The 25,920-nt window shown below is 35.7% G+C and carries 30 protein-coding genes; 2 read left to right on the plus strand and 28 right to left on the minus strand.

Annotated features, from left to right (window positions below; translation table 11 throughout):
- Positions 1 to 49: 49 nt before the first annotated feature.
- Together A3EM_RS0114050 and A3EM_RS0114055 are read right to left on the minus strand one after the other, a co-directional pair.
- The gene (locus tag A3EM_RS0114050) at positions 50 to 535 is read right to left on the minus strand and encodes a GNAT family N-acetyltransferase (RefSeq protein WP_020528856.1); all 486 of its coding nucleotides are present in this window, start codon (positions 533 to 535) and stop codon (positions 50 to 52) included.
- Positions 536 to 590: 55 nt separating this feature from the next.
- The gene (locus A3EM_RS0114055) at positions 591 to 1,514 is read right to left on the minus strand and encodes a LysR family transcriptional regulator (RefSeq protein ID WP_020528857.1); all 924 of its coding nucleotides are present in this window, start codon (positions 1,512 to 1,514) and stop codon (positions 591 to 593) included.
- A gap of 94 nt (positions 1,515 to 1,608) precedes the next feature.
- On the opposite strand from A3EM_RS0114055, the gene A3EM_RS0114060 reads away from it, so the two are divergent.
- Complete coding sequence (locus tag A3EM_RS0114060; RefSeq protein ID WP_020528858.1) at positions 1,609 to 2,199, plus strand: NAD(P)H-dependent oxidoreductase; 591 nt, start codon at positions 1,609 to 1,611, stop codon at positions 2,197 to 2,199.
- A gap of 165 nt (positions 2,200 to 2,364) precedes the next feature.
- On the opposite strand, the gene A3EM_RS0114070 is transcribed toward A3EM_RS0114060, so the two are convergent.
- From A3EM_RS0114070 to A3EM_RS48155, 26 genes are all read right to left on the minus strand, one after another.
- A complete protein-coding gene (locus A3EM_RS0114070; RefSeq protein WP_020528860.1) occupies positions 2,365 to 3,396 on the minus strand; it encodes an alpha/beta hydrolase in 1,032 nt (343 codons plus the stop codon).
- Between the two features lie 5 nt (positions 3,397 to 3,401).
- Positions 3,402 to 3,827: a nuclear transport factor 2 family protein gene (locus A3EM_RS0114075; protein WP_020528861.1), complete on the minus strand. Its 426-nt coding sequence runs from the start codon at positions 3,825 to 3,827 to the stop codon at positions 3,402 to 3,404.
- Positions 3,828 to 3,887: 60 nt separating this feature from the next.
- Positions 3,888 to 4,394: a nuclear transport factor 2 family protein gene (locus tag A3EM_RS0114080; protein WP_020528862.1), complete on the minus strand. Its 507-nt coding sequence runs from the start codon at positions 4,392 to 4,394 to the stop codon at positions 3,888 to 3,890.
- 90 nt (positions 4,395 to 4,484) lie between these two features.
- On the minus strand, positions 4,485 to 5,402 hold the full coding sequence (locus tag A3EM_RS0114085) for an AraC family transcriptional regulator (protein ID WP_020528863.1): 918 nt from the start codon (positions 5,400 to 5,402) through the stop codon (positions 4,485 to 4,487).
- A gap of 318 nt (positions 5,403 to 5,720) precedes the next feature.
- On the minus strand, positions 5,721 to 6,536 hold the full coding sequence (locus tag A3EM_RS0114095; RefSeq protein ID WP_020528865.1) for a thioredoxin family protein: 816 nt from the start codon (positions 6,534 to 6,536) through the stop codon (positions 5,721 to 5,723).
- Entirely contained in the window at positions 6,533 to 7,015 is a 483-nt protein-coding gene (locus A3EM_RS0114100) for a GNAT family N-acetyltransferase (RefSeq protein WP_020528866.1), read from the minus strand. Before A3EM_RS0114100 ends, A3EM_RS0114095 begins: the two co-directional genes overlap by 4 nt.
- Positions 7,016 to 7,335: 320 nt before the next feature.
- Positions 7,336 to 8,850, minus strand: coding sequence for an alpha-L-fucosidase (locus tag A3EM_RS0114105; RefSeq protein ID WP_157637891.1), 1,515 nt, complete (start codon positions 8,848 to 8,850; stop codon positions 7,336 to 7,338).
- Positions 8,851 to 8,961: 111 nt separating this feature from the next.
- On the minus strand, positions 8,962 to 9,816 hold the full coding sequence (locus A3EM_RS0114110; RefSeq protein ID WP_020528868.1) for an aldo/keto reductase: 855 nt from the start codon (positions 9,814 to 9,816) through the stop codon (positions 8,962 to 8,964).
- A gap of 369 nt (positions 9,817 to 10,185) precedes the next feature.
- The gene (locus tag A3EM_RS47535; protein ID WP_020528869.1) at positions 10,186 to 10,341 is read right to left on the minus strand and encodes a hypothetical protein; all 156 of its coding nucleotides are present in this window, start codon (positions 10,339 to 10,341) and stop codon (positions 10,186 to 10,188) included.
- A 244-nt stretch (positions 10,342 to 10,585) separates the two neighbouring features.
- Entirely contained in the window at positions 10,586 to 11,305 is a 720-nt protein-coding gene (locus A3EM_RS0114125) for a sterol desaturase family protein (protein ID WP_026210291.1), read from the minus strand.
- Positions 11,306 to 11,390: 85 nt separating this feature from the next.
- Complete coding sequence (locus A3EM_RS0114130; RefSeq protein WP_020528872.1) at positions 11,391 to 11,963, minus strand: Crp/Fnr family transcriptional regulator; 573 nt, start codon at positions 11,961 to 11,963, stop codon at positions 11,391 to 11,393.
- A gap of 278 nt (positions 11,964 to 12,241) precedes the next feature.
- A complete protein-coding gene (locus A3EM_RS0114135; RefSeq protein WP_020528873.1) occupies positions 12,242 to 13,525 on the minus strand; it encodes a glycosyltransferase in 1,284 nt (427 codons plus the stop codon).
- Between the two features lie 123 nt (positions 13,526 to 13,648).
- A complete protein-coding gene (locus A3EM_RS0114140) occupies positions 13,649 to 14,200 on the minus strand; it encodes a DUF2867 domain-containing protein (protein ID WP_020528874.1) in 552 nt (183 codons plus the stop codon).
- Between the two features lie 23 nt (positions 14,201 to 14,223).
- On the minus strand, positions 14,224 to 14,646 hold the full coding sequence (locus A3EM_RS0114145; RefSeq protein ID WP_020528875.1) for a DUF6463 family protein: 423 nt from the start codon (positions 14,644 to 14,646) through the stop codon (positions 14,224 to 14,226).
- Positions 14,647 to 14,779: 133 nt separating this feature from the next.
- A complete protein-coding gene (locus A3EM_RS0114150; protein ID WP_020528876.1) occupies positions 14,780 to 15,199 on the minus strand; it encodes a nuclear transport factor 2 family protein in 420 nt (139 codons plus the stop codon).
- Positions 15,200 to 15,293: 94 nt separating this feature from the next.
- The gene (locus A3EM_RS0114155; protein WP_020528877.1) at positions 15,294 to 15,695 is read right to left on the minus strand and encodes a cupin domain-containing protein; all 402 of its coding nucleotides are present in this window, start codon (positions 15,693 to 15,695) and stop codon (positions 15,294 to 15,296) included.
- 280 nt (positions 15,696 to 15,975) lie between these two features.
- Positions 15,976 to 16,302 carry a hypothetical protein gene (locus A3EM_RS0114160; RefSeq protein WP_020528878.1) on the minus strand — a complete coding sequence of 109 codons (327 nt, stop codon included), beginning with the start codon at positions 16,300 to 16,302 and terminating at the stop codon, positions 15,976 to 15,978.
- A gap of 55 nt (positions 16,303 to 16,357) precedes the next feature.
- Complete coding sequence (locus A3EM_RS0114165; RefSeq protein ID WP_020528879.1) at positions 16,358 to 16,939, minus strand: Crp/Fnr family transcriptional regulator; 582 nt, start codon at positions 16,937 to 16,939, stop codon at positions 16,358 to 16,360.
- A 352-nt stretch (positions 16,940 to 17,291) separates the two neighbouring features.
- On the minus strand, positions 17,292 to 17,927 hold the full coding sequence (locus A3EM_RS42405; RefSeq protein WP_020528881.1) for a YceI family protein: 636 nt from the start codon (positions 17,925 to 17,927) through the stop codon (positions 17,292 to 17,294).
- Positions 17,920 to 18,552: a dioxygenase family protein gene (locus A3EM_RS0114180; RefSeq protein WP_020528882.1), complete on the minus strand. Its 633-nt coding sequence runs from the start codon at positions 18,550 to 18,552 to the stop codon at positions 17,920 to 17,922. Before A3EM_RS0114180 ends, A3EM_RS42405 begins: the two co-directional genes overlap by 8 nt.
- Before the next feature lie 382 nt (positions 18,553 to 18,934).
- On the minus strand, positions 18,935 to 19,135 hold the full coding sequence (locus A3EM_RS47540) for a hypothetical protein (RefSeq protein ID WP_157637888.1): 201 nt from the start codon (positions 19,133 to 19,135) through the stop codon (positions 18,935 to 18,937).
- A 283-nt stretch (positions 19,136 to 19,418) separates the two neighbouring features.
- Positions 19,419 to 20,135 carry a DUF2490 domain-containing protein gene (locus A3EM_RS0114195; protein WP_020528885.1) on the minus strand — a complete coding sequence of 239 codons (717 nt, stop codon included), beginning with the start codon at positions 20,133 to 20,135 and terminating at the stop codon, positions 19,419 to 19,421.
- Positions 20,136 to 20,331: 196 nt separating this feature from the next.
- A complete protein-coding gene (locus A3EM_RS0114200) occupies positions 20,332 to 22,692 on the minus strand; it encodes an arylsulfatase (RefSeq protein ID WP_157637889.1) in 2,361 nt (786 codons plus the stop codon).
- 112 nt (positions 22,693 to 22,804) lie between these two features.
- A complete protein-coding gene (locus tag A3EM_RS0114205) occupies positions 22,805 to 23,992 on the minus strand; it encodes a BamA/TamA family outer membrane protein (protein ID WP_026210294.1) in 1,188 nt (395 codons plus the stop codon).
- A complete protein-coding gene (locus A3EM_RS0114210; protein WP_020528888.1) occupies positions 23,989 to 24,780 on the minus strand; it encodes a DUF2490 domain-containing protein in 792 nt (263 codons plus the stop codon). The genes A3EM_RS0114205 and A3EM_RS0114210 overlap by 4 nt, the downstream gene beginning before the upstream one ends.
- 48 nt (positions 24,781 to 24,828) lie before the next feature.
- Positions 24,829 to 25,344, minus strand: a complete 516-nt coding sequence (locus A3EM_RS48155) for a glycine zipper family protein (protein WP_245576506.1) — start codon at positions 25,342 to 25,344, stop codon at positions 24,829 to 24,831.
- Positions 25,345 to 25,372: 28 nt separating this feature from the next.
- Between A3EM_RS48155 and A3EM_RS0114220 the strand changes: the two genes are divergently transcribed.
- Entirely contained in the window at positions 25,373 to 25,861 is a 489-nt protein-coding gene (locus tag A3EM_RS0114220) for a sulfatase/phosphatase domain-containing protein (RefSeq protein WP_020528890.1), read from the plus strand.
- Positions 25,862 to 25,920 lie beyond the last annotated feature (59 nt).

A 25,920-nucleotide genomic window follows, 5' to 3' on the forward strand; every position in this document is an offset into this window, starting at 1 on the left:
TCCAAGTTACCTGTAGTGAGCCTGCTTCTTTAGGCTGATTTATTGAAATTTAGTCCAAAGACCTGAACATTATAAAAGTGTCTACAAATCCTAATTTCGAATGTCTAAATCCTTTAGGTGTAGTTCCGATTATTTCAAACCCAAACTTTTTCCAGAGTTTAACTGCGCCTTCATTAGTGCTTACCACTATATTAAACTGTATCCCTTTGAACCCCATTTCCCTGGCTATTTTTAATGAGTGTTCACAAAGCATTTTTCCAATACCCTTTCCCTGAGCTTCAGGACTTACCATATAACTACAATTTGCGATATGGTTTCCCAGGCCAATTTGATTCGGTTTAATAATGCAAGTACCCAGAATTGTTTCATTTTCTTCAACCACAAAGGTTTGCATATAATCCGCAAACCAGTGCTTCCCCAAATCCGATTTAGGGGTTTTAGGGTCAAACACATAGGTATCTCCAGTCTCAATTACTCTGGAAAATATTTTCCAAACATTATCGTAATCGCTTGTTTTAGCTTTTCTTATTTTCAATTTTTATCAGGCTTTAATTTTATTCTTTAAATTGTAAAGGTCAGTTTCTCGAATTTCAAATAAACCCGGGATCATTTCTTAAAGTCATTTTTCTTTTAAAAATATCTTTAATTAAACTCACCTCCTTTTTAAACTGTAAATCATTTCTCGTAGCAAAGTAAAGCATGTTGGAAACTTCCTGCAGACCAGACCAGACGAGATTTATTTTGCCTGATTTTAAGGATTCTTTAACCAAAAAATCAGGTACAATGGCAAAACCATTACCATCTTCCAGGCATCTGATTATTGAGCCAATGTTAGGTAAGATATAATTGGGCTTAAAATCTGCTCTGTTTTGGAAATTCTCGTACCAGAAGCGCCTAAAATGATCCATTTCATTTGAGGCACTATACCACACTTCATTTCTTAAAGTTTTTTCTAATGCAGCAATGTTTTTTTCCAGGATTAGTTCTGAAATCCCTTTTAAGTCGGTTTTGTTCCCTGCCACCATTACAATGATTTCCTTCGAAAAAGCTTCGTAGGTGGAAAGGGAGGTTTTGGTATCTATTTTAGGGGTGATTACAAGGTCTAATATACCATTGTTTAAATCTTTAATCAGGTCTTGATGATCTCCAAATTTTGCCACAAGGTTAAATTTGAAGCTTGAAATTTCTGGTTCCAGAATCGTTTGGAAAGTTTCTGTGCACATTCCAATATTTAGGGAAGGAATGAGTTTCTTCGATGTTTTTTTAAAATGTTGCTCTGCTTTTTCAAGTTTTTCCACCGCCTCTATAATATAGTTATATAACTGTTTGCCTTCCTCAGTAGGAATCATTTTCCTGGAAGTTCTTTCAAACAACTTTTTACCGACATACGCTTCTAAAGAATTTAAATGTACACTCACCCCTGGTTGAGAGGTAAATAATTTTTCTGCAGCCTTTGTCAATGTGCTATTTTCATAAATAGCTGTAAAGGTCCTGTACCATTCAAAACTTATCATAGTATTAAAATATTTATACAAAGGTATAAAATGTATTATTTTATTTATATGTAAATAGCCTGTAATTTTGCCCTAAACTTAAAATAGAATAACAATGGCAAATATTTTTGTAATTAACGGTGGGCATGAATTTGCTCATTCTCCGGGAAGATTCAATAAAACTTTGTTGGGAAAAACAAAATCTTTTTTTGAAAGCAATCATAAATATAGTGTTCAAACTACTCAGATAGGGGAGGAATATGATTTGGATAAGGAAGTAGAGAAATACAAATGGGCGGATATTATCATCTATCACATGCCTATCTGGTGGTTTCAGGTTCCGTTTGGATTTAAAGAATATATTGACAGAGTGTTTACTGCTGGTCATCAAAAAGGAATTTACTTAAGTGATGGCAGATCCAGAGAAAATCCGGAAATTAACTATGGCACCGGAGGAAGTTTACATGGGAAAAAATATATAGTCACCACCAGTTGGAATGCTCCGGAAGCAGCATTTAAGTTGGAGGGGGAATTTTTTGATCAGAAGAGTGTTGACGATGGGGTTTTATTCGGGTTTCATAAAATGAATAAATTTATAGGTTTGGATTTTATAAACTCCATCCATTTTCACGATATGGAAAAAAATGCTGATGTTCCCACAGAGCTGGCTAAATATGAAAATTTCCTTAGTGAAAACTTTAATTGAAAATCTGTTATTTTCAATACTGCAGGGCCGGTTTTTTGAAAATTTCCAGTGTGGTCTTACAGACCCGCTGGATTTTGAGTTTTTAGGGATGATTATTAAAAAAGTAAAAATTCCAGTAGGTCTAATTTACCTACCGGAATTTGATGACCTTATAGCTTCGTGGTTTTACATTTTTTGATTAAACCATTTTGTAGCTTCAGTAACTGATTCTGTTACTTCTGCATCCTGATCATAATAGCTAAATTGGTGATAAGGCGATTCTAATTTGGTTTCCATCCAGTGGAGCTTTTTGTCTGCGGCTGCAATTTTCCCAAAGTAATTCTTGGTATACTGCGGAAGTACTGCTCCGTCCGAATGAATCATTAGGGTTGGGGCAACTAAATCTGCTGCAGTGGGCATTGGATCGGTAGTTAACCAGTCTTCCCATGACATTACTGCAAATTTTCCTGCACTCCATTCCGGGATCGCCCCTCTTTCTGAATTCAAATAATAATCATATGGGCCGTACATTGCAGCAGTTTCATCTTCGGTTGAAATGGTTGGTATGTATTTTACCACTCCGTTTTCCGCAAAGTCTTTTTTAGCTTCCTGCGCTGCTTTTATTTTATCATTTACCCCTTCTTCTCCTCCGTAAAATAATTTTACGGCCTCCGCATCATGGAGCCATGAAGCAGTTGTTACCACTGATTTGATTCGGTTGTCATTTGAAGCAGCCATCAATGTGTACATGGCTCCTGCACAAACCCCAAAGGCTCCGATCTTATCTTTGTTCACTTCGGGTAAGCTTTCCAGGTAGGAGACTGCATTTTGAATGTCTACCTGCTTTAGGGCAGGACTTTCAAAAAATCTTGGTTCGCCTTTACTCTCTCCATAATTTCTAAAATCGAACGCTAAGGTAATGAAACCTTCATGGGCCAGTTTATTGGCATAAAGCCCCGCCATTTGCTCTTTTACAGTAGTCCAGCTTCCGGAAACTACAATAGCCGGATAGGATTGAACTGGATCAAAATTATTTGGGAAATACAGGTGACCAACAAGTTTGGCTCCTTCACTATTAAAATTTACTTTTTTCATTTGGACTTTATTTAAAGTTGTTGATTTTGGGGTTTGTGTTTTATCTGATTCATTTTTACTGTTTTGCAGATTGCAACTCATTAAAATGGCAAATGCGGCAACTGCGATAGCTGTCTTGCTCATATCTTTTATTTTATCTGATCGATCATGCCAAAAGCGCGTGCGGCCACTATTGGATTAAATATTTCTACATACTCTTTGATCAATCCATTCTGATTGAATTTGAAGGTGGAGTAGTAATTGTTTTCATAAAATCCGGCATTGTTTTTTAGTTTGATCTTACCGGTATACTTCACAAATACCATGTTTGGGTTTTCCATAACCAGGAGATCTTCGATTGAAAATAACATTCCATCAAAATTTGGTAAAACCGGGCTCCAATAGTTTTTAATTCCTTCTTTTCCATTGGCTCCTTCAGGGAATATGCCTGAAGCATAGGGGTTGATGTGTTTGGCATCCTCTGCAAAAAGAGCCACCAGTTGTTCTATGTTTCCATTTTCCAGTGCTTTGAAAAATGCTTTTACAGATGCTTTATTTTTTACTGCTGTTTCCATTTTTTTGGGATTATCAGGGCAATTCGCTAAAAGGAAGAATAGGGTAAATTAATTGTATGGTCATTTTGGTTTGATGTTGTTTAGGGCTAAATCAGGAAGAGAGGTATTGCCATCCTGATATTTGAAATTGAACTTCATCTCTGTGATTTTCCAGGCATCGGTTTCGAGTTTGATAAGCTCAAAATCATACGACCCGACTACCTGCCAGACATTTCCCTCTTTGTTTTCCAGGTAGTGACTTGCTGTTCCATAACAGAAAACAGAAGCTTTGTGCTCACCTGCTTCCACTATAAAATTCCCAAGCTGGTGATGCGTGTACTCAAAACCCGGTAGTATGGATTTCCAGGCCGTGGTGATTTCCTGAGGAGTCAGGTTTTTTGCCGGATTCCCATTCATGGAAGAGTAATCCAATGATACATTTTCGTTAAAAAAAGATTCTACCTCCGACCAACTTTGCTGGTCTGTGGCTACGAATAATTTTGTGATGGCCTGTTCGGGAGTATTCATAATTTGTGCATTTAGGTTCAAGGAGATCAGTGCTTTCAACCCAATTAATATTGACTTCATGACGCTGATTTTTTTTGTGCATTACAAAAGTCATGAATTCCTAAAGCAATGAATTTATGATTTCAAATGAAGGAGTATGGATTTCAAAGGTTACCGAACAGACTGACGATATTCCAAAGGAGTTTGCCCAGTTTTCCTTTTAAAAAAAGAGTTGAAATTATTAGGGCTGTCAAAGTATAAAGTGTAGGCAATTTCTTTCACATTCATTTCTGTTTGCAGCAGATACGACTTGGAGAGAGATAATAAATGTTTGTGAATATGATTTAGCGCTGTGATTCCTGTAATTCCTTTTACTACTGCATTTAAGTGGTTAGGATGAACACTCAGTTTGTGCGCATAATGACTTGTGGAATGCAGGTTGGAATAAGCTTCCAGTTTGGCATCGGGGTAAAAACTGGTTTGGATAAGTGTTTTGTATCTGGAAAGCAACTTTAAGTCTGCTGCTTTCAGGCTCTGTTCTGCCAGCTCCCTGTCCACCTGGCTTTCAAAAAGCCGCTTAACATGCGCCAAAAGCAAATAAACCTGGGCTTCAATAATCTGGAATTTGTCAGAGGCATCACCATTGTACTCATTCCAGATATTTTCATATATAGACAAAACCTTTTCCAATTGATGATTTGGAATACTAAATGGAATCGATTTTTCCATTTTTAAAAAAGGAAATAAGTCCAGAATTTGTGAAAACACTATTGACTGCGTAATAAAATCCTGACTGAACATTAAATAATATCCTTTCCAGTTAGGAAGAATATCCCAGGAGAGCAGCTGAAAAGGTGTATTGAAAAATAAAGTAGTTCCTTCCGGAAAATCGGAAAATTGACCGGTTATGGCTTTTCCATCACCATCGGCTTTAATGGCGATAGCATAAAACTCATGCCTAAAAGCCGGCATTTGATGTTTTATGGTTTTCATGTTTTCTTCAAAACTCCTGATATCAAAATGAGGATGTTTAGGGGAGGAGATGTTAATCCCCTTACAGTATTCGGATATGGATTTGAAGTGGTTCATTTATTATTTACACAACGGTTAGCAAAAAATGGATTTTTCGCAGCGTTGAGCCAATTCTAAAAGTACTAAAATTGTGGGGAAAACTGAAATTGTATAGGGTGGGTGGTTTTTCAAATTCCAAAGCAAAATGTAAAAATTAAATAGGCAAGGCAACTGAGGTTAATTGGAAACTGAAAAGTTTTAAAAATAAGGAGCATATTGATAATTCTTCCCTTCCTTCGCATTGCAAAGGATTTCTCCGAAACAAAAGGATGCTAGGAAAATAAATAAAAAATCAAGACCTTTTACTTCAAAGTGCGGTATTGGTGGATTTTGGGTTCAATGATTTTTCTGAATAGTTTCTATTTGAACTCTAATTTCGTTTAATACCCTGTCTCTCGTTCTCATAAATTTCATATGATGGGGAAAATCATTTAATGCCATTTGAGCATAATCATAAGCTTTTCCCAATTCACCTGACAGGTAGTAAATGACTGCTGCGGTAAAAGTATTGAAATAATACTCTTCAATATTTAGAGATTCCTCTATCTCCTTTTTGGCTTTGCTAAGTTGAGTTTCGCTGACAGATTCAAAACCAGAAAGACTTATGTTTTCAATTGAGTATTCAGCACTTTTTCCTGTCAAATCCATAAATGAAGAATTGGCGGTATTGAATAGGGTGTATGTGGCCTTATTTCGGGTCTTCAATTTGTTCCACCATACGCCTGAAGGGCTGTAGGTTTTTTCATCAAGTGCTTTTTGACCTTCTTTAATTATTTTCTCAGGTGATTTATAATTAGCGGATATATGAACAATTTCGCCCTTTGGGTTTAAATAAAAGTAGGTAGGGTAGCTATAAACATTGAACCGCTCCGCAAGATCTTTCCCAACTTCTGAGCTTTCATCAATCACGAGGTTAATGAAGTTAGAACTATAAAATTCACCAACTTCAGGGTCTACGAATACCTCTTTTTTCATTTTTTGACAGTAGCCGCAGTTTACTCCGAATTCTATGAATATTGGTTTATTTTCCTTTTCTGCCAGTAACAGTACTTCAAAGTAACTGACATTTGTGAAATCCACACCTGCATTTTCCTGACCGAAACCTAATTGAATTGAAAATATGATTAAAATGGATAAAAGTAAGGGCTTCATGATTTAGTTTTATTAGTAACTTTCTTATGGTTATTTTTCTCTAAAAATACTAATTCGAGTTTTTCATTTATCTTTTGCCTTCGAAATTCTGAATATCCAAGTTTTTTGTATAGTGAAAGGTTTCTTTCACTCTTATGTCCGGTAAAAAGCTCGAAACGATTTGCTTCCTTAAATTGATGCTCAATTGCTTCCATTAGTTTTTTCCCCAATCCTTTGTTTCGAAAATTTTCGTCCACTATCAGTCTACCAATCTTACAAGTATCTGCTTTTAATGTTCCACGAACAGACCCAATTATATTACCATTCAACACAAGTTTCAAAAAAAATTCATTTTCAAAATCCTGTTCAATAGATTTTAATGTCTGTGTAACAGGGGGAATGGAGAAATCTTTATATAATTCAGCTTCTTCCATATAACAGGACTTTTGCAAATCCAATATGGATTTTAAGTCCTGCTTTTCGGCTATTTCTATTTTCATCCTGAAGCTTGATTTGCCACTAATATTTTAGAGGATAGCATTCACCAGAGCACTTTGATAAACAATATCTCTTGTTAATGCCTGTTGAACGGATTCAAAATTATTATTCTTAAAGATATATAACCTTTAGGTGTCTTTTAGCACTATGCCAAATAAATAATTGTGTTTTTGTAAAAAATTAATAGAATGCAATTGCTTTGGGTTTCACTCAATTTGTAGCCTTCCAGTTCAGGTTTTTCAGTTAAAAATGCCCTATTTATGAAAAGAAAATAAGCTCTAATTGGATGTATTTACAAATCAGTTTCAACCATTTAAAAATATTATTCGATTCTTAAGACAAATGCATTCTGATCAATGTTCCAGTTCAAATCTGAAGCAGGCATCGTTACAACTATGTCTTTGCCATGATTTTTCCATTCACAATTTTCGTTTGCACCCAGTAAGGTGATTTTTGTACCGTTCTTAATTTTGAAATCCTTTATTATTACTTGTTCTTTCCACTGAGGTAGGATTGCATAGATTACATCCCCCTTTTGCGTAAAAAACAATTCTTTTACTGCATCGCCATTTTTCGGGTACAGAGTTTGGCGTTCAATATAATCTGCAGTGGTGTAGCTTTGGCTGGGTAGTTTATATTTTATATCCCTGTTTCCCTCACTCCATTGACACGATTTTTTATAAGCAGTTGTCCCGTAAATCGCTTCTCCATTAATATTTAGCCAATTCCCGATTTCCAATAGCCGCTGTTGCTGAATAACAGGAATTTTTCCATCTGCTCTTGGCCCTACATTTAAACACAAATTGCCTCCCATTGACACTATATCACAAAGCATTAAAATTAACTGCTTGGAAGTGGCATAATCAGCCAGGTCTTCATCTCTGTTGTAGCCAAAGCTGGTTCCAATACCCCTAATTTCTTCCCAAACCTTTGGCAGGTCTAAATTTTCCCTCATGTATTCGGTGGTAAAATAGCCACCGTGTTTGTGACGACAACCTTTAAACCAACGGTCATTAACAACTACATCCTTTTTACAAGGGGACTCCTCAAATACCCACTTCAACAGTTCTCCACTTTTCCAATAGTTGTCTTCTTTTTCCCACTCACCATCGGCATAAATAATGTCTGGAGCATATTTATTGATTAGGTCTTTGAATTGTGGATGGTAATGTTCATCTACAAATTTTTGATTATCCATACCCAAAGGATAATACCATGGATGAAACCATTCGAACAGGGAATAGTACAACCCGGCTTTTAGTCCGGCATCCTGCATAGCCTCCATATAAGGTCCAATTAAATCGCGTTTCGGGCCAACCTCCATGGCATTCCAGGCAAACCCTCTACCGTTTTGAGCATGTTCATTGGGCCAGAGTGTAAAACCATCGTGATGTTTTGAGGTGAGGATTACATATTTTGCTCCGGATTTTTTAAATAAATCAGCCCACTCTGTTGGATTATATAACTCAGCTTTCCATTGTGTGGCAAAATCATAATAGTTTGATTCTTCTCCATACAGATTTTTTTGCAGGTTGGGAATGGCCATTTTATCGGGATTGTTGTTCCCAAAAATGCTTTCAGATTGTAGCCAGAATTGGTACCATTCGGTATAGGTTCCGGCAGGCGACCATGCTGGTACCGAGTAGGGGCCCCAATGAATAAAGATCCCGAATTTTGCCTCCCCAAACCAGTCTGCCACTGGCCGTTTATCTATTTCTTCCCATACTTTTTTTGCTTTTTCTTTTGCCTCACCTGTATCCCAGGCAATTTTAGTCTCTTGTGCATTTGTATTCAAACTCAATAATATTACCAATGCGCCTAATAAGAACTTTTCCATATCTATCATCATTCTATTATATTCCAACATAATTCAATTCTAAGTTACCAACCAGGACCCAATAAAGAGGATTTTGGCAACCAATTGCTTAAGGTTTTTAAGAGCCGTTTTTTAATTTTTTACATTAATTACATCTGGCCATATATTGGGTAATTCACCACTGAATCCCATCTCTGGCAGGTCATTTATTTGTTTCATTTCTGCCTCTGATAATTCAAAGTCAAAAATATTGATATTTTCTTCTATTCTATGAGGCGTACTTGATTTCGGAATTACAATAGTTTCGTGTTGAATTACCCAACGCAAACAAATTTGAGAAACTGATTTACCGTGTTGTTTGGCGATTGTTTCTAATACTTCATTCCCAAAAACTTTTCCCCGTGCTAATGGCGACCAGGATTCCACAGTAATGCCATTCTTTTTACAAAACCTGGTTAATTCAGGCTGCCAATAACCAGGGTGAAACTCAATTTGATTAACCGCTGGAATTATGTTTGCAGTTTGAAAAAGAGCCTCCAAATGTTCCTGCCAAAAATTGCTTACTCCAATAGATTTTATTTTCCCTTCAGCTTGTAGCTCCTCCATTGCACGCCAACTTTCGGCATTTGCTTTTTGCCAGTTTGTATAATTTTTTGCATTTGCTGGCCAATGTATTAAATACAAATCAACATAATTCAACCCAAGTTTTTTGAGGGATTTTTCGAAGGCATTTTTAGCCTCTTCATAACCTAAATTTTCTCGCCACAATTTTGTGGTCACCACAATTTCCTTTCTGTCGACTCCACTTTCACTAATCCCTTTTCCAACTTCTTCCTCATTTTCATATTTGGCAGCACTATCAATCAATCTGTAACCTGTTTTTAAAGCATTTTTTATGGATTGCACTCCATCTTCTTCCACTGATTGGTATGTTCCAAAACCTACAACAGGTATTTTATTTCCATCATTTAAAGTTATTTCTTTCATGTTGTTTAATTTTCGTGTTTAAAACGGTTAAAGATTTTAAGGCGAAGAAAAGAGGTTAGTTTCGGGTGAATTATATGTCGGAATGCTACCATTTTGAAGTGGCAAAAACTGCCCAAATACGCCCTTCATCTCCTTCTTTTTTTCTATTCATAAATTCCTTTCCATTTAAATGGTTCTGGATTTGTTAGTTTAAATATAGTTTTTTCTTTGTCTGCCATTTTCTTAAAATTCAGATTGACACAAACTTAATTAAAAAAATTAACCCCCTGGTTTAAATTAAATCATCCTCCGAAAAATGTTTTTTATCAGATCGATACCCATTTTGTTACCTGAATCAGTTCTCAAAATTTTTCCATCCAACAAAACCTATTAATAAGGATTTTCTTTTAAATAGACTATAAGCTTTTCAGCCATTCCTTCTACTACTTCGAATTCACCTTGAGGATTAAATTCTAAATCTATTGGATGGCCATATTTTTTGGTGATATCTTTTTGTGTTAGCCTGGAAAAGTAAATATTGTCCATAGAATTATGTAATCCTAAGGGGGGAAAGATAATGTGTCCCAGTCTCCAACTTAGATAAGTAATTGATATGGTTGTCAGGGGTAACCCTGGATCTGAAAATAAAACAAATTGGGGTATTGTTATCAGCGAATGAAAAATCCAATTTATGAAAACTATTTCTTAGAATTCCATCTCCCTTCAGAATCAAAAAAACTCCACCTGAGTTTTCTTACCCTAGGTGGAGTTTTTTTTGAAGACAATTTTTTTATTCTTTATGGACATCTTTGAATCTTAGCATATCAAACAACCGCTGTTCTTTTTCATTATCAAAACCACAAGATGTTTTAAACTCTTTGGGGTTTTCATAAGTCCCAAACAGCATATCCCACCAGACAATATCACCATAATTATTAGTATGTTTTTCGTATTCATGGTGAATCCTGTGCATTTCAGGTCGTTGAAATATATAGCCAATCCATTGTGGAGTTTTCACATTGGTATGATAAAAAAATTCTCCTAAAGCCGTGCAAAGGGTATAAATGGCTCCAGCTTCTATATCCAGCCCAAGTAAGGTATAAACTAGCAAGCTACCAATTACAGAGTTTACAGTCATTTCCAGTGGATGTTTATAAAATGAAGTAATCACTTCTAATCTTTGAGGACTGTGGTGAATTTGATGGAATCTTGTCCATAAAAAGTCAACAGTGTGTCTCCATCTATGCCACCAATAAAATATAAAAGTAGCTATGATATAGGCAATTACACCTCCTAGATAGGGGTTTGTAAAATCTGATAAACTAAAAAGGGAAAATGAAGAAAGCCATTTTTCCCAGGAAATACCGGCAAGCACCACTATGCCAAGTTGTATGAAATTTACACCTAAAACTCTGATTGTCCATGTGGGCACCTGGGGCAATTTCCAGCCTGGGATAATTCTTTCAAGTACAAAACAAAATCCAAATACCATAAATATTATCGTCAACATTTTTTGCTATGATTTAAGTTTAACATCAAAGCAAATGTATGCTCCAGCCTGCCTTAGACTGGTTAACCCAGGTTAAGAAATAGTATTACCTTGAAAGTCTTTTTCTAATCCTACTCAATGATGGGGGTTGAACTCCTACATAGGAAGCAATTAAATATTGGGGTATTCTTTGAGTTAAATCAGCATAATCCGAAACGAATTTTTGATAACGCTGTTCACTGTTTTGCATATAAACTGCTAATAATTGATTAACCATTACATCAAACCTATGCTCAATGATTAACCTTCCCAGATGGTTTCCATTAGGAATATTATTAAAAATATAATGTAGTTTTTCTTGGTTGATAACCAGTAAATCACAATCTTCAATTGCTTCAATATTTTGAATAGATTTTTCCTTTCTATTAAAGCTTGAGTAATCCGAAATAAAATCTCCTTCCTTGGTAAATTCAAATGTGGATTCCTCCTCATTTTTTAAAACAAAATACCGAACAAGTCCTTTTCTTAGGAATCCCACATACTTACAAACATTCCCCTCCCTTAAAAAGAAATCCCCTTTTGATAAGGTTAAAGGAGTGAAGCTACTTGTAATTAATTCTTCTTCCTCCGGATTTAGTTTTACAAGTTCGTTTAACAGACTTAGCAATTTTGAATTCATTGGTGATGTATTAAATTAACAGCTACGAAAATTGGTGATTTCAGGTTAAATAATGCAGCTAATTGATTTGCCCAAGTTTTACTTTCTTAATTATAAAAACTTTCTGTAACCGTAGATATGCTTTGGGAAATGGTCTTGGTGGTTAATGGATGATTTTATTTGTTGTAAGCCGTTTAATCATCTCTTCTATTTTAAGATTTATATTATAATCAATTCCCATTTTATCCATTGAGCTTCCATAATTATGTTTAGTGTAGAAATGACATATTAATATTGCTTTAGCTAATGTTTTTTAACTTACTCATCAGCTTATGAATGTCAAATTCATGTTTCATTTCAACAGAAATGTTTTCTGCATTTTTTTTATAAACTTCGTTGTTCATCAGATCTAAGAACGATTTTTCAAAATTACTTTCACTTAGTTTTTGGATAGCATGTCCCTTAGGTCCTAACTTTAATTCAACTATAGTTTTACTCCAAAAAAACTGATCAATGAAATGGGGAATTATCAGGCTGGAACAACCGTACTTGATTGCCGAATGTGTTGTCCCTGAGCCTCCATGATGAACCACACCATAAACTTTTGGAAAAATCCAATCGTATGGAATATCGTTTACATATATTATATGCTCTGGGTTGTTTTTTACTTCAACCAACCCTCCCCATGAAGTATTGATTATTGTGGGCACTTTGTGCTTTCCTAAAACTTTAAGAATAGCCCTCGTTTTGGCTTCAGGATTAGGGTTTGAAATGCTTCCAAATGTGATAAAGAATATCTTTTGCTCTTTATACTTTTCAAGAAAATCTGCCAATAGCTTTTTCGGTTTCCATTCCTTACACTTATCTCTTTCTGCAAACCCAATTACATCTACATGATCTCCCCATTTGTTTGGTTGTTGGAAAAAGGATGGGGATATGGTATATATTGAACGAATTTTATGCAATACGTACTTCCTTATTTCAAAAGGATTCGTTTTGAAAGCATCATCTTTCCGTAAAAGTTTCCTTGTTGTAAAATAAGTGGCTATTGATAAGATGAAACTTTGGAAGTTATAACTCAATCGGTTCAAAAATTTACCGTAATTTCCTCCTCCTGAAAACCCAATGATAGAATGTGTATCGACCGGATGCAAAAAGCAAGGGAAAGGATGCACAAAAATTACTTTATTAGGGTTCTTGATTCCCCAAACGATGGGATATACACACTTTTGGTTGAAAAAGACAAAATCAGGATTCTCTAAATCAATGATTTCTTTTTGTTTGATGGTAATTTCTTTATTGATTCTGATTGACTTAAAGGCCAATGAAAAAAGAGTTTTGATTCTTGAGATTCCTGATCCTTTTTGACTTGTGATTATTTTTGATTTTTCACTTGCTAATAATACTTCAATAAACGCTTTGGTGAATCCATAGAACTTATCGCCACTTTCTTTTACCATTTCTTTAAACTGTTCCGGAAAAACGTATATAACCTCCCAGTCATTTTTTTTTAAAGATTCACCCAGGGAAAAAAGAGGTTCGATGTCTCCTCGACTGCCTAATGCAAAAAATATGGCTTTCATTTTTTATTTGCTGTAAATGAAGGTTTTATAATTGTTAGTCCTGTTAGATATTGCGTTTCAAGGTTTTGTTGATTCGGGTCTAAATCCAGATTACATATTGACCGATTTGGGCAATAGCTATTCCTACCATGTCTTATTTATTAAATTGAGCTCCATTTTTTTTAAAATTCTTTTCAGATAGAACTTATGAAATGGCTTTACAATTCCGAAATAAACTCTCCCAAGGTTGTTGTTTATAATTACCGTAGTGACTAGCTCTATATAAGTTTTATCATCATTCTTATACACGATAAATGAGAGCTTAAAATCCAGATGAGTATCTCTTTGACCGGTTAATAATTCTTTGTTATTCTTTTCAAGAACTTCAAAAATGGCGATACTGTCGCCAATATTACCTTTGAATTTTTTTAGCTTTTCAATTTTCGATTCTTTCTTGCCTTCTGGTGCAGTTTTTAGCCCTAGTAATTTGGCAATGAATTCTCTGGTGTGGAGTAAAATTTTAAATGATTCAGGAAATGAGAGAAAAAAGGCGATCATTACATCTTTTGGTTCGGGCAGGTCATTCAATTCCTGGGAGATAAGCCTAAAATTATCGGCATAGGTGGACTCTTCAAGATGCTTATGGATTAAATAATCAGGTTCAATACCAACTTCTGTAATTTTTCCCTTAATCATAATTATTGCAAGCGATTCACTCTTTATTGAGATAGATTTTCATTAATGCCCCTGTTTTTTCTCTGAAGGAGCATATAAATGGCATGTGGCAACATAAAAAAAGTCATTCCAGAGAATGGAATCATAAAAACTCCAATCAATACGACAATCAAATATATCCAAATGAAATTCTTTGGGATTTGTCCATTTGTTTTTTCAACGTAATTGATCAAAACCCCTAATGGAATTAGTAAAATACCAAAATAGAAAAACCAAAATGCTGCAAAATTTTCATAGTTCATTTGTCCGTTTAGTATAGGAAATTCGGATAGCCCTTCACTTATTTTGAAAAAGAATTTATCAGCAAATCCTGCAAACTGTTTTCCAAAAGCAAAAGGAGAAATACCTAAAAGCGGATGTATAATCCCCAGGAATATTAAAATGTTACCATTAGTTATTTTCTTCATCCTGTTTCGTTCACTTTAATCTTATCAAGAACTTCAAAAATGGCGATACTTTCGCCAATATTCCCTTAATCATAATTATTGCAAGCGGTTCACTCCTTATTGAGAGAGATTTTCATTATTGCTCAAGGAAAGGTTACGTTTTTGAAGCAGTAATTAGTGCTGCAGAATCTTCGTAGAATCGATATTCTACTATCTTCTCATCTTTAATTTTGCATAATTGGACCCATGCGCTATTGAAAAGTTTACCAGTGGATTTAACTTCATGAGAAAAGGTGCCATTGGCCACAACCATATTCTCTCCATAGGAAGATACTTGTTCTACATAAAAGGACTTCGTATTAAATAGGTTGGAGATATTGGTTAAAAATTGTTTGGCTTCATCCTTTGTTCTATAAATGCCATGGAGTTGATTTTTTGGCCGTTCTTCTTCTTTTACACTAACGATATAACAATCGGGGTGAAAAGAGTCCAAAATACTTGCTACATCTCCCTCTTGAAAAGCCCTAAAGTAGCTTTTTATCACTTCCGAGTTATTATTGTCTATTTCTTTCATTTTTAATTTGATTACAATGTTGCTTAATATGAAGAGCTTAAATATTTGCTTCAATTTTTTAGTTTAATTGCCTGTCAAGTGAAAATCCTATTTCTCACGATAACTCTGATTTGGTCAATGATTCACCGTCTTGTGGGAGGTCATATTGAATCCACTCGCTGTTAAGGTGAATATCAACAGAATCCAGTCGTCCTGGGCCCAGATTCTTATATCCATGAGGCACGTTTGCAGGACCAACTATGATGTCTCCTTCTTCTGCTATCAACTTTTTATTACCAACTGTAAATTCTGCTTTCCCTTTTAGTATGTGAAATATTTCATCGTAGGGATGGACATGGAGATTTGGACCTTTCCCGATTTCGTCAACTGAATAGCGGATGATGACGCAATTAAATCCATAATATTCTCCTTCGAGAACTCCTTTAGGTGGTTCCTGGGTTTTAAACCACTCATTTTTTGAAATGTGAATTGGCTCTATTTTAGATTTTTTGGGCATACTATTTACTGGATTAAATGATTGTAATTTATTAAAGGCTGTAGCCGAGAATCCTTAATTCTTCAGTCCGGGTTTTCTACTTTTTTTAACCGCCTTTTTATTCTAATTCTGTTACCAAAATATTACTCCTTAAAGTTTGATTGATTTTTTTCAAAAAGTCCTCGTTAATAATTTTACCGGAGCAATCACAATTGCCGTCACCAAATGATAGCACATTTTCATAAGTACTATCAGAAGTATTCCTGCAATAATTAGATTTGCATTCATCATTTACTCATACTCAGAGATAATGTTTTATTCTTTCTTCAACAGGGTTGTCTGATATATTCTTTGTATTAAAGAACTTAAACAGAAGCATACACGCGGGTACGGTAAGGTAGAATGTACAAATAACAAATGTGGCTACACCACAAAAAATGGATAAGGCTTGAGCGCCAAATGCTCCTATAGAATTGTGATACTCCATAAAATAACTATAGACTGAAAGTCCGTAATCATAAAAGCATATTGAAATTTCATAGATAAACCAAGCGGGGTAAAACCATTTTCTGATGGGTAACCACCAATTTCCCAAAATCGATTTTTGTTGGGTTTTGTTTTCTTCCATTTTTAAATCTTTTTACAAAGATCACTTGAATGGAAGTTTTATCATTTGATATAGATCAAATTCGAGTTTTGTGGCTTCTTATTCTACTTAATGTCTCTAGAGTTATACCTAAATAGGAGGCAATATGAGTTAATGGAATCCTTTGGGTAATGTCTGGGTAAATGGTAATTAAACGATCATACCTTTCATCTGCTTTTGCAAATTGTATGGTATGCAGCCTTTCACAAAGACCCAGCATCGTTTCGGTAACCACCTTGCTAATAAACCGCTCAAAATCGTGGTGTTTTCTTGAAAGAAAGTCAACCGTATCTTTTGAAAACTCCAAAACGGTCGAATCTTCTACAAATTCTACATAATGGGGGCTGGGCTCTTCACTAAAAAAACTTATTATGGAAGCCATAAACTGGTTCTCAAAAGTAAACCAGTCTGAAATGTCTTTGCCATCTTTCAAGTAATATGCCCTTGCACATCCCTCAATAATTAAATAGGCCTTTTTTGAGTACTCTCCGTCTCGCACAACAATCTCTCCTTTTTTTAAAAAGTTTAGCTTAGAATTCTCTATAAATTTCCTTTGGCATTCAATAGATAATGGATGGTAAGATTCTCCGATTTTGTGAATAGTCTGTTCGAGATTCATTGTATTATTTGGCTATAACATTTTACTAACTACCACTACTAAGAGTAGTTGATACTCGCAATATTCTTATACGGGCTAATCTAATAAACTTTTAATTTTTCTGATACCTTTTACTGCTACATGTATGTAAATTTCTGCTGTCTTTACCTACACTTTCAGGGAGAAAAAGAGCTTCAGCCATATTTCTGGCCACTGCTTATTGTGCCTCAACTTTTTGATAGTTTTCATTATGCCACAATAAATGAATAAAGGCCATCTATAATTTCCAAACGAATTATGAAAAATCGAAATTACCAAATCAGTAAGATCCCCCGGAACCAGGGGAATTTGATCCTTTATTCTGCCCCAGTTTCTATTCCATTTTTAAATTAATTGTTAGTTCAATATCCTTATCCACTAATGTTTTATCTGCAAAATTTCCTTCATACGCAATATTCCATTGGAACCTGTCAAAAGTAAATCTTGTTTTGAATGATTTTCCCTGATATTTGGCTCCAAATCCAATGCTCTTAGTTATATCTTTCAAAGTCAAATTTCCGGATATTAGTAAACTGTCTGAGCTTACAGGATGGACATTTGTAATCTGAAATTCAGATGTCGGAAACTTCTCTACATCAAAAAAGTCCGGACTTTTTAGGTGGTTATTCAAGTTATTTCTCGGAATGGGTTCGTGTTCTGGAATGTCCGTCACTCCGATTGTAGTCATATCAATCACAAAATTTCCGCTTATTAACTGCTTATTATTTATTATAAGAAAACCACTTTTCAATTCAATTTTGCCCTCATGTTTTCCCGCTCCACTCATTTTGGTCCCTTTCCAATGAATATTAGATTTCGTGAGGTCAATTCTTATTGTGTCGCCTGTTCTTTGGTATTCAATTTCTTGATTTTTCTCTGTTATAGTTGCTTTTTGAGCATCTGAATCATGTTTGCCAATACAAGAACTTAAGGAAATTAAAAATGTGATTATTAAAAAATGCTTATTCATAGTTTGGAATATTTAAGCCCAAAACGATATTTCGATTTGCAGTTAGAATACCGTCTTTTAGAATTGGTTGCACTATTCCCGAACCACCACGGTTTTCTAATTCATTTCTTTCATTTGGTGTTAACATTGGGTCGTCCTCAAACACAAATTCGTCAATATAGTATTCATTCTTATTTGACTCTTTTACGGTGATGTGTATGTGTTCGGGTTCTAATCCGTTAGGATAAGGTGCGGGTCTAAAAGTGTAAAATGTGTACTTGCCTGATTTATCTGTTTTAATCCAGCCACGAATATATCCGTGCCGTTTTGCCCAGCCTTTCTCGTTGCCTTTTGTAGCGTAAAGTCCTTTTCTGTCGGTTTGATAGATGTATAAAATTACATTTTCGGCTGGCGTTTTTCCATCTTTTTCAAATACGGTTCCTGTCAGTTTTAATTTTGGTTCAGTTTGCTTAAAATCGGGAAGCGTATCAATAGATGTTAATCTTTGGTTGCCAAATTCATAAATTGCCTCACAACCCTCACATGGTCCACCAACTTTTTTATTTGTGTCAATTTTATTATGTTGAGATTGGCAAGAGGTAACTGATAGTAAAAAAATCAAAATGTAATATAATTTTCTCATCATTTTCTCAAATTGGGGTATCTACCGAATAAAGCACACTTGCTTACTTTACTCACCATGTGTTTTTGTTTTCCCTAATCTAATAATTTCTAATCTTTTTGATGCATTTTACCGATGAAGGAAGGTCAATTTCTGTGGTTCTAGAATTATTGGGCAGGCCACCGATACCTTCATTAATTTTTCCAACAAAATGGCCTACCTCATACACCATGTTATTATCGTGAGAAACCGGCAATTTATTCTGGGGGTTTCAGAATAAAGAAAATGATCACTAGGTCGGTTTTTGGTTGTTGAAAATAGGTAATTAATAAAAATTGAAACGGTTTCCATAACCTTTGTGGAAACCGTTTCTAAACTGTTATTTACATTTTAGATTGAAGGAAATCTAAGGGTTTTCATCCTGAGGTGTTGAGGATGAATTCAATAATTTCCAAATATTGAATCCCAATATTCCTATTCCACCAGCTACATATACTTCAAATGGAATTAAATATTCATTCCCAATTCCATTTAGGCCTAAAATTCCCATAATAAGTATTAGTGTGCCTGAAATTATACCGTATTTGTAAGTCGATTTATTTTTCATAGGATTTTAAATATCTGGAGTTTCTGTATTTTAAACAGAATTTTTAGGTAGTTTATTTCCCTAATTCTAAGTGCCATTTTGGAATTGTTTTTCAGTATATTACTAAACGATAATTTTTATGGTAGAACTTTTTGGCTTACGTTAATTACTTTTAAATAATTCTATGCTTTTACTCTATGAAAGCTCTTCCCATTTTAATGAAAAGTACTTATTCCTAGATTTTTATTACCTAATAATTTCCAATGCCTTCTTCTGCACATTAGCCATTATTCCAGTTAAAGGTCTAAAATCTTTGAAAGTAAAATTTAAGTGACATCCCAAAGGCATCTACCCTTTGAATAGAAGGGTCATTGGCAAATTGATGATTCCAAAAAGTTTTATAATTTATTTCCTTTGTTATTTTGAATTCCAAACCTAATTGTAGCCGAAATCTGTTCAAATTACTTTGTCCAAAGTTTGCGTAATACTCAATGAAACAGGAGGCCATGAAAAATAAAAAATCGGTTTTTAAATTTTTTTCAAATAATAACATTGGTCGATATCTGGCACTGAAGTCCTGGTTTTTAAACCTCAGATCAATCCTGTTTTTGCAAGAGAAAACAATGTCAAATGGAATGATAAAGCGTCCATCAGTTTGCGCTACAAATAAACTTTCCTCAAAAGGATCTTCTTTGTTTGGCGGTGATGCAGTGAATTGATACCCTAACCTAAACCGAAAATACTTACCAGGAAGTTCATCAAAATGATCAATACCCCTAATGTTCAAGACAGGAAAACTGAATACATCCATAAAAATGCCTAAAGATCCATCAGTATAACTTGAAGAATCCAATTTGGTCCCTCCAGCTGTTGCATAAAGCCTTAACTGTTCATTTAACCTATAATAAACCTTCACAGAAGGCCAAACTTCCTGCGTTTTTCTGGATAATTGTCCATAGCCGGTAGTTACTACTATTGAAATTAATACCGATGAAATCCAGATAACTTTATAATTCAGCATGGGTGGGGGAATATCGATATATTTGAAACTATGATGAATTAATTTAAATGTATCAAAACGGCTGGTACTGTTAGTAATGAATAGGTAGTATATTTCAAAAAAAATGAAATACTATTGGAGAATTCAATGAGCCTTGAGGCCCATTGAATTTCTAATTTAGATTACAGTTGATTTTATATATTAATCAAGTATCCTCTTACTTTCCATCATACTTGATATGAGTAGTTTTCAGCTTTCCATTGAATTCAAATGGTTTCTTTTCAATATAAGCCTCAGAAACTGGAGATCCCTGGTCACTACCAAGGTCCAGGCAGTCATTTGCAGTGAACGTTAAGGGAGCACAACGTGGAATGACTCCACTCATTACTTCTTTTCCGTTTACCTTTATTTTGACATGACCTTCAAGTGTTCTTTGCTGTGTCCATTGGAATGAGCTGTTCACCTCAATCTTTGTCATACCAGCGGGTATTTTTTGGGGAGATTTCATTTTTGTTCTTTCAATTTCGAACAAATTATATTCATAATTCAAGTAACCATCCTTCATATAAAGTGACAGGCCACCTGAGAAACCTCCAATAGCGTACAGTACTCCATTTGCATTTCTGGGCATTTCTACCTCCATATTGATCGTATTGTTTTTATTCCCAATTGCTGGGGCCGTAAATTCTGGCATACGAGTGATTTTTCCTGTGAATGTCCATTCGGTGTAGGGGGGAGAAGGCTTGTCGCCTGGGTGTGCCAAAACCCACAGTCCTCCACCAATGGGAAGGTTCTTATTCTTCGTAGATTCAATCATGAAGAGTTCTTTCATGTCTCGAAGTTTTTCGGGCATTTTTTCTGCCAGATCATTAGCCTGAGTCCAATCTTCTTCAAGGTTGTACAATTCCCACTTATCATCTCTGGGGTCCCATTCTGCAATGTTTGGCATTCCTGGAACCCAAGGTGTTCTGGGGCCAAATGTACAAGCATACCAACCATCATGGTAAATCCCTCTACTTCCCATAATGTCAAAAAACTGGGTGGTTCGTTGTCCTTTAGCATTTGCATCTTTAAAGGTGTATTCCATACTGATTCCATCAATCGGATCCTGAGGTACACCATTAACCAAATTTGGCAATTCAATATCTAATATATCATATACTGTAGGTACTACATCAGCAACATGATGAAACTGTGATCGTGGAGTTTTATCTGCTGCAATATTTTTGGGCCAGCTTACTGCCATGGCCTGACGTGTCCCTCCAAAATGAGCGGCTACCAATTTGGTACTTTTATAGGGTGTACTGCCTGCCCATGCCCATCCAGCATGATACATATTATCAGTTTTTTCTGTACCCAAAGCTTCTAAACCTCCTAATTCATTAAGCGCATCCAAATGATCCTTTATTTGGGTGGCAATGCCATTTTGAGCCAATAATTCACTGATGGTCCCATTTTGCCCTTCTGCACTGGAACCATTATCACCCCAGATATAAAACACAAGTGTATTGTCTAACCGACCCTGCTCTTCAAGTTCATCTAAAATACGTCCTGCATGATGATCAGCATGTTCTCCATAACCTGCAAATACCTCCATTAATCTTCGTTGGAATGGCTTTTCCTCTTCGGGAATAGACTCCCATGCAGCCATAGTTTTAGCACGTTCAGTAAGTACAGCATCTTGAGGAATCCATCCCATTTCTTTTTGTCTTTTGAAAACTCTTTCGCGGTAAGCATCCCAACCATCGTCAAATTTGCCTTTGTACTTGTCTGCCCACTGAGTTGGAACATGATGTGGACCGTGAACTGCACCTGTTGCCCAATACATCATAAATGGTTTATCAGGTGCAAATGCCTGTTGCTCTCTCAACCATTGAATAGCATCATCAGCAATATCACCAGTGAGGTGGTAAGGGCTACCATCATCGAGTTTTTCCGGTGTTTCAACTATAGTAGTATTTCTTACCATTGAGGGTTCATATTGTGACGCTTCCCCTGCTAAAAATCCATAAAAATATTCAAAACCATACCCTGTTGGCCAATAATCAAATGGCCCTTTTGAAGTAGTTTGTGCAGCTGGAGTATTGTGCCATTTACCCCAGGCAGCTGTATTATAACCGTAATCTTTCAAAACCTCAGCCAATGTAGCACTTGATTTTGGTATAGTCCCACTAAAGCCGTCCCAGTCATTGGCAAGCTCGGCAATCTGTCCATTTCCCACACGTGTATGGTTCCGTCCGGTGAGTAATGAAGCTCTGGTTGGTGAACACATCGCTGTTGAATGAAATCGATTGAAAGAAACCCCTGAATTCGCTACTCGGGTAAGGTTTGGCGTTTGAATTTCTCCACCATATGTACTTGCAGTTCCTGGCCCAGCATCATCAATTAATATAATTAGGATGTTTGGGGCATCTTTGGGTAACCTTTGAGGTTCAATAGGCTTTTTTTGAACTGATTCCTGCATGGTTGGACCAGCTACTGACTCTGATTTGGTTGGTGGAAACGGTAATATCTCCTGGGCATTTGTCGAAAGTCCAAGCATTAACAATGCTGCCAATAAAATTATGCTTCGTCTCATGTTTCTAGTTTTATTCATCTATGATTAATAAAAAAATATATTTAAAATATTGATATTTTTAAAAAAAATTAATAAAGTATTCTGTATTTACTATTATTTATTGAGCGTTATTTTAAAATGCCTCCTGTAAGCCGAAATAAATCCCTCTGTTTCCGTCATTACCAAATCCCATATCCATCCTAAGGTTTACCTTTTGTTTTTTATTAAACAAAAAGCGAAGGCCTCCTCCAAAACTGTATTTTAGATTATCAAAGTTGTATTCAATCATATTTGAGGCTACATTTCCGGCTCCACCAAAAACTACAAAGCCCAACCTTTTCCAGAAATATTGACGGTATTCTGCCTGAATCATTCCATAAAAATTATCCCGATATCGCCCGTTGAAATATCCTCGCATATGTTTTTGGCCACCCAAGGCAGGCAAGCGGTAAAAAGGTGTTTCCCCCAAAGCTGATTCTACATAAAAATTGAAGGCAAATACATGATCTGGAGAAATGGCACGATATGCCCTCATATCAAGTTCCATTTTTGCGAATGTGTAATCACTGATACCTGGATAAAAAACCACTTTAAAGTATTGGTACCCACCTTCATTTGGGAAAAAAATATTATCACGGGTATCCCACACCAGGTCTGTTCCAAGGCCGTACAGGGTGGCGCCATCATGACCGGGCAGGGTATCATTTAGCAAAAGTTCATTATCGAACCTGTCCACAATTTCGGTATTATCGTATTCGAAAATAATTCCGGTCCGATCTGCCAAAAACATCTTTGGGGGTATCTGTACAATTAAGGTCGAAGAAAAGGTATTGATCGAATAACTTGCATCAGCATAATCCTTTGTATTGTCACCAATACCCCAATATTTATTAACAAAGTAACCATAACTGATTGGAGCCTCAATATACAGTCTGTTCGAAAAAAAATATAGACTGGGGTTAAGGCTTATTTTATACTGATTGTTAGTAGAATAATATCCTCCAAATCCGACTTTGGACGGCCGAAGGTCTTTTTCCTTTCCCCCGTAAAAAATAAAAATCCCCCCTGCTCCGAATGCTAATTTGCTCTCTGGAGTATAAAATGCATAAGGGTATCCATTAAAAGAAGGTTTTTTGATACTATCTCCTTCAGTTTCTAAAGTATTTGGCTCCTCCTTATAAATATTCTCAATGATATCATGAGAGAGAGAGTCAGTAATATTTTGTTTTTGGGCATGGCTGGAATACCATAATATGGTAGACAATATTGTGATGACAAATGCCTTAAGGAAAACTTTTGTTTTAAAATTAATTAGCATCATGATTTCTTTTTATTCACTAATGAATGATAAACCCGAAGGCGGAAAATGACATCGTTAGTCTTAAATTGTTCGTCAACCCCATTCCTTGTTCTGTTATATCCTATAAGGAAAGCTGATTTCCATCCAGGAGATATCTGATATCCCAAGCCCGGGGTTATTCTGAATACATTATTAAATACAGCTGCATCGATAAGATTCCAGTAAAACTTCATGCTCACTGGTAAGTAGAAACCCTTTCCATATTCCCAAATGTCTCCTTGAAATTTTAAGGTAAAAGTAATTTCATAGCTGAGTTTAAGTCCAAAGGTTTTCTCCCATTTTTCTGTATCAAATTGAAAGCGTTCGCGTAATTTTAGGTAATGGCCAAGGGCTAACCTTTGATTGTTTGGCCAGGTTAAACTATATCCCTGATAGGGGGAAACTTCAACTACATTAGTCCCATCAAAATTATTATTATAATAAAACTCAATTCCGGCCCGTAACTCCTCATGATATTGAAGGCTTTTGAGCATTAGTTTTGGAGGGGTATACCTAATTTCCGGGCTGATATAATACCTGCTCCAGCTCCTGGGAAAAATAGTTTTTATTCCTATAGGGCCAGCTAAAGAGAACCGATCCGATAATTTATATTTAAAATTATAGTCCATCCATAATTGATTAGTTGTGGCAGGAGATGAATTCTCTTGTCCTAAAACACAGAATGGCCATAATGGAATTGCAGACCAAATTAATGCCCACAGCAAATGATAGCTTTTTGCAAAAAATCCAATTTGACCACTTATTGTCATCTTAAATGCTCAATTTTTGTGGAATTTAATTCAATATTTTATTCATTTTTATTTTACGGTATATCCTTTTCCTTCCAGGCAAGCACTGTAAGCCTTATTAAAATTGGCCATCAATTCTTTTTGTTGGGCTTCAGCTTCTGCGTTATTATGTTGTTGTTCCACAGCATCACCGTAAGCTTTGGCTCTTCTTCCTCTTAATCCTCCTACCACAGCTCCAATGGCAGCTCCTTTTCCTGTATCTCCGGCTATGGCTCCGATAGCGGCTCCTGCAGCAGCCCCTCTGGCAGCTCCAACTACAGCCGATCCATCAGCTGATCTGTCTACCTGTTCGGCCTGGATCTGGGGGGGATTGATGGGGTCAACACCGGTCTCGCTCATAGCCCATTTGTAACATTCCAACTCATCGGCATCCTGAGTAGCAGCATCCTGGCCTTTTGAAGGAAATACATATAAACCCAGACTTTTCCCAATATTTACCGATTCACTAGAGGCTTCCTGAGCCATTGATTGGGAAATAAAGGCTATAAATAATAGTATCGTTAAATTAAATCTATTGCTTTTCATAATGATTAAGTTGTAATTNTATCCAAAAATGATCCAAAAAGGAGCGGTAAATAAAGATTTTGTGATTAACCCGGATTTTGCCCCAACCTTAATCGATTTGGGAAAAGGAGAAGTTCCTAAGGAAATGCAAGGAGAAAGTATTGTGCCCTTACTAAAGGGAGAAACCCCTGAAAATTGGCGGAAATCCATGTATTACCACTACTGGCAACATTTACTGCACAGAGATGTGACCGCACATTATGGGATTCGAACCCCGGAATTTAAACTGATTTATTTTTATGGTTTGCCATTGGGCCAAACCGAATACGATCCTGTTCCTCCTGAGTGGGAGTTGTTTGACCTCAAAAAAGATCCTCATGAAAATCAAAATGTATATGGCGATCCGGCTTATGCAGAAATCGCAAAAGAACTGAAAAAAGAAATGCTTCAATTAAAAGCAAAGTATAACGATAAGGATGACCAATACCAGGAATTACAAAAAGTGAATGCGCAATATTTCTGGAAGTATGAGCTGTAAACATCCAACTTTATTTGTAATTAATGACTAATCATAAAAAAAATGCAATTACTCCTTAC

It is taken from the genome of Flexithrix dorotheae DSM 6795 (assembly GCF_000379765.1).
GTDB classification, from domain to species: domain Bacteria; phylum Bacteroidota; class Bacteroidia; order Cytophagales; family Flammeovirgaceae; genus Flexithrix; species Flexithrix dorotheae.

Bases quoted from the DNA above. Each gene is read 5' to 3' on its own strand.
- A3EM_RS0114055 (WP_020528857.1), bottom strand. From the start codon at position 1,514: ATGATAAGTTTTGAATGGTACAGGACCTTTACAGCTATTTATGAAAAT.
- A3EM_RS0114060 (WP_020528858.1), top strand. From the start codon at position 1,609: ATGGCAAATATTTTTGTAATTAACGGTGGGCATGAATTTGCTCATTCT.
- A3EM_RS0114070 (WP_020528860.1), bottom strand. From the start codon at position 3,396: ATGAGCAAGACAGCTATCGCAGTTGCCGCATTTGCCATTTTAATGAGT.
- A3EM_RS0114075 (WP_020528861.1), bottom strand. From the start codon at position 3,827: ATGGAAACAGCAGTAAAAAATAAAGCATCTGTAAAAGCATTTTTCAAA.
- A3EM_RS0114080 (WP_020528862.1), bottom strand. From the start codon at position 4,394: ATGAAGTCAATATTAATTGGGTTGAAAGCACTGATCTCCTTGAACCTA.
- A3EM_RS0114085 (WP_020528863.1), bottom strand. From the start codon at position 5,402: ATGAACCACTTCAAATCCATATCCGAATACTGTAAGGGGATTAACATC.
- A3EM_RS0114095 (WP_020528865.1), bottom strand. From the start codon at position 6,536: ATGAAGCCCTTACTTTTATCCATTTTAATCATATTTTCAATTCAATTA.
- A3EM_RS0114100 (WP_020528866.1), bottom strand. From the start codon at position 7,015: ATGAAAATAGAAATAGCCGAAAAGCAGGACTTAAAATCCATATTGGAT.
- A3EM_RS0114105 (WP_157637891.1), bottom strand. From the start codon at position 8,850: ATGGAAAAGTTCTTATTAGGCGCATTGGTAATATTATTGAGTTTGAAT.
- A3EM_RS0114110 (WP_020528868.1), bottom strand. From the start codon at position 9,816: ATGAAAGAAATAACTTTAAATGATGGAAATAAAATACCTGTTGTAGGT.
- A3EM_RS47535 (WP_020528869.1), bottom strand. From the start codon at position 10,341: ATGGACAATATTTACTTTTCCAGGCTAACACAAAAAGATATCACCAAA.
- A3EM_RS0114125 (WP_026210291.1), bottom strand. From the start codon at position 11,305: ATGTTGACGATAATATTTATGGTATTTGGATTTTGTTTTGTACTTGAA.
- A3EM_RS0114130 (WP_020528872.1), bottom strand. From the start codon at position 11,963: ATGAATTCAAAATTGCTAAGTCTGTTAAACGAACTTGTAAAACTAAAT.
- A3EM_RS0114135 (WP_020528873.1), bottom strand. From the start codon at position 13,525: ATGAAAGCCATATTTTTTGCATTAGGCAGTCGAGGAGACATCGAACCT.
- A3EM_RS0114140 (WP_020528874.1), bottom strand. From the start codon at position 14,200: ATGATTAAGGGAAAAATTACAGAAGTTGGTATTGAACCTGATTATTTA.
- A3EM_RS0114145 (WP_020528875.1), bottom strand. From the start codon at position 14,646: ATGAAGAAAATAACTAATGGTAACATTTTAATATTCCTGGGGATTATA.
- A3EM_RS0114150 (WP_020528876.1), bottom strand. From the start codon at position 15,199: ATGAAAGAAATAGACAATAATAACTCGGAAGTGATAAAAAGCTACTTT.
- A3EM_RS0114155 (WP_020528877.1), bottom strand. From the start codon at position 15,695: ATGCCCAAAAAATCTAAAATAGAGCCAATTCACATTTCAAAAAATGAG.
- A3EM_RS0114160 (WP_020528878.1), bottom strand. From the start codon at position 16,302: ATGGAAGAAAACAAAACCCAACAAAAATCGATTTTGGGAAATTGGTGG.
- A3EM_RS0114165 (WP_020528879.1), bottom strand. From the start codon at position 16,939: ATGAATCTCGAACAGACTATTCACAAAATCGGAGAATCTTACCATCCA.
- A3EM_RS42405 (WP_020528881.1), bottom strand. From the start codon at position 17,927: ATGAATAAGCATTTTTTAATAATCACATTTTTAATTTCCTTAAGTTCT.
- A3EM_RS0114180 (WP_020528882.1), bottom strand. From the start codon at position 18,552: ATGATGAGAAAATTATATTACATTTTGATTTTTTTACTATCAGTTACC.
- A3EM_RS47540 (WP_157637888.1), bottom strand. From the start codon at position 19,135: ATGAAAAATAAATCGACTTACAAATACGGTATAATTTCAGGCACACTA.
- A3EM_RS0114195 (WP_020528885.1), bottom strand. From the start codon at position 20,135: ATGCTGAATTATAAAGTTATCTGGATTTCATCGGTATTAATTTCAATA.
- A3EM_RS0114200 (WP_157637889.1), bottom strand. From the start codon at position 22,692: ATGAGACGAAGCATAATTTTATTGGCAGCATTGTTAATGCTTGGACTT.
- A3EM_RS0114205 (WP_026210294.1), bottom strand. From the start codon at position 23,992: ATGATGCTAATTAATTTTAAAACAAAAGTTTTCCTTAAGGCATTTGTC.
- A3EM_RS0114210 (WP_020528888.1), bottom strand. From the start codon at position 24,780: ATGACAATAAGTGGTCAAATTGGATTTTTTGCAAAAAGCTATCATTTG.
- A3EM_RS48155 (WP_245576506.1), bottom strand. From the start codon at position 25,344: ATGAAAAGCAATAGATTTAATTTAACGATACTATTATTTATAGCCTTT.
- A3EM_RS0114220 (WP_020528890.1), top strand. From the start codon at position 25,373: ATGATCCAAAAAGGAGCGGTAAATAAAGATTTTGTGATTAACCCGGAT.